Below are 1,412 nucleotides of genomic sequence, written 5' to 3'. Positions count from 1 at the left end.
CTAGTACTGCAACGGTGCTTACCGTGACGAGGCTTCAGCTCTTGGGCTGTGGCCTCGTCTTTTGTAGTGGCTGGTCCGGGCCTGTTGTTGGCGTCTGCGACGCCATCGGGACCAGTGCAGGACGTGGTCGATGCTGCGGCGGACAGGCCGGGTGAGCTTCGTGATCAGTCGGCGGATCTCGGGGACCGTGAGGGGTATCAGGTCTGGCGTTCGAGCGGGTCCAGCCCCTTTTCGAGGTGCTGGGCCCGCATGACGGTGAGGTAGGCGTGGGCCGCCATGGCCAGGGTGATGTGCCGGTACCACCCCGGGTGGCGTCGGACCTGATAGTCGTCCAGGCCGCACTGGCCCTTGGCACTCTGGAAACACTCCTCGATCGCCCAGCGGGCACCCGCGACGGCGATCAGCTCGTTGAGTGTGGCACCGGCGGGCGCGTAGGCGATGTAGTAGGCGAGCTTTGTGGGATCGGTGATGCTGCGGCGTGCCAGGACCCAGTGCTTGCGGTCGGGGCGGTGCCACGGCCGGACCTCGACACGGGCCCAGTCGTAGACCCGCAGGCCATGGGCGCCCTCGCCGCAGGAACGACGCTTCCACTTCTGACGGGGAAGGTCGGCGATCAGGTCGTGCAGCCGATGGTCCAGTGCCCTCCGGGTGACGACGGTGTCGTGGCTGGTGGTGGCCACGACGTGGAAGACATCCGCCTGCTCCAACTCGTAGCGCCAGCCCTTGCTGTAGCCGTAGCCGGCATCCGCGGTCACCCACCGGAACGGGATCTGGTCGTCGATCGCGCGCCGGACCATCGCCCTGGCGAGCTGGACCTTGGTGACGAACTCGACCTCGTCGCCGATCCCTGCCGCCCGGCAGCGTGCGCGGTCGTCGGTCCAGGACTTCGGGAGGTAGAGCGCCCGGTCGATCAGGGTGCGGCCCGGCTTGCCGGAATAGGCGAGGAAGACCCCGACCTGGCAATTCTCGGTACGGCCGGCGGTGCCGGAGTACTGCCGCTGGACACCGGCCGAACGCACACCCTTCTTCAGGAACCCGGTGTCGTCCACGATCAGCACACCGGCCGGATCCGCCAGGTGCTCGACGACGTACTCGCGTACGTCGTCGAGCACCCCGTCCGCGTCCCACTCGATCCGGTTCAGCAGCCGCTGGATCCGGTCCGGACCGACATGACCGGCCTCCTCGGCCACCGTCCACCCGTTCTTGCGCTCCAAAGGCGCCAGCAGGCCCCACATGTAAGCCAGCGCAGACTCCCGCGACTCACTCCGCGCGAACCGGTGAGCAAACCGCTCATGTAACCCTGCCAGCCCATCCGACCAGCGACGAGCATCGACCTCGGATATGTCCCCATCCATGAACAGCTCAACGAGCTAACCCGACAACCGTCACGGTAAGCACCGTTGCAGTACTAG

At 66.9% G+C, this 1,412-nt stretch carries 1 protein-coding gene; it reads right to left on the bottom strand.

Translation table 11 applies throughout. The annotated features are described in order from the left end of the window. Nucleotides 1-197: 197 nt before the first annotated feature. Entirely contained in the window at nucleotides 198-1,355 is a 1,158-nt protein-coding gene (locus ACFVHI_RS37165; protein ID WP_063346973.1) for an IS701 family transposase, read from the bottom strand. Nucleotides 1,356-1,412 lie beyond the last annotated feature (57 nt).

Source organism: Kitasatospora sp. NPDC127121, assembly GCF_042677305.1.
Classification (GTDB): domain Bacteria; phylum Actinomycetota; class Actinomycetes; order Streptomycetales; family Streptomycetaceae; genus Kitasatospora.
This window is presented reverse-complemented; position numbering and strand designations above follow the sequence as displayed.

Coding starts and splice junctions, on each gene's coding strand:
- ACFVHI_RS37165 (WP_063346973.1), bottom strand. CDS start 1,355: ATGGATGGGGACATATCCGAGGTCGATGCTCGTCGCTGGTCGGATGGG.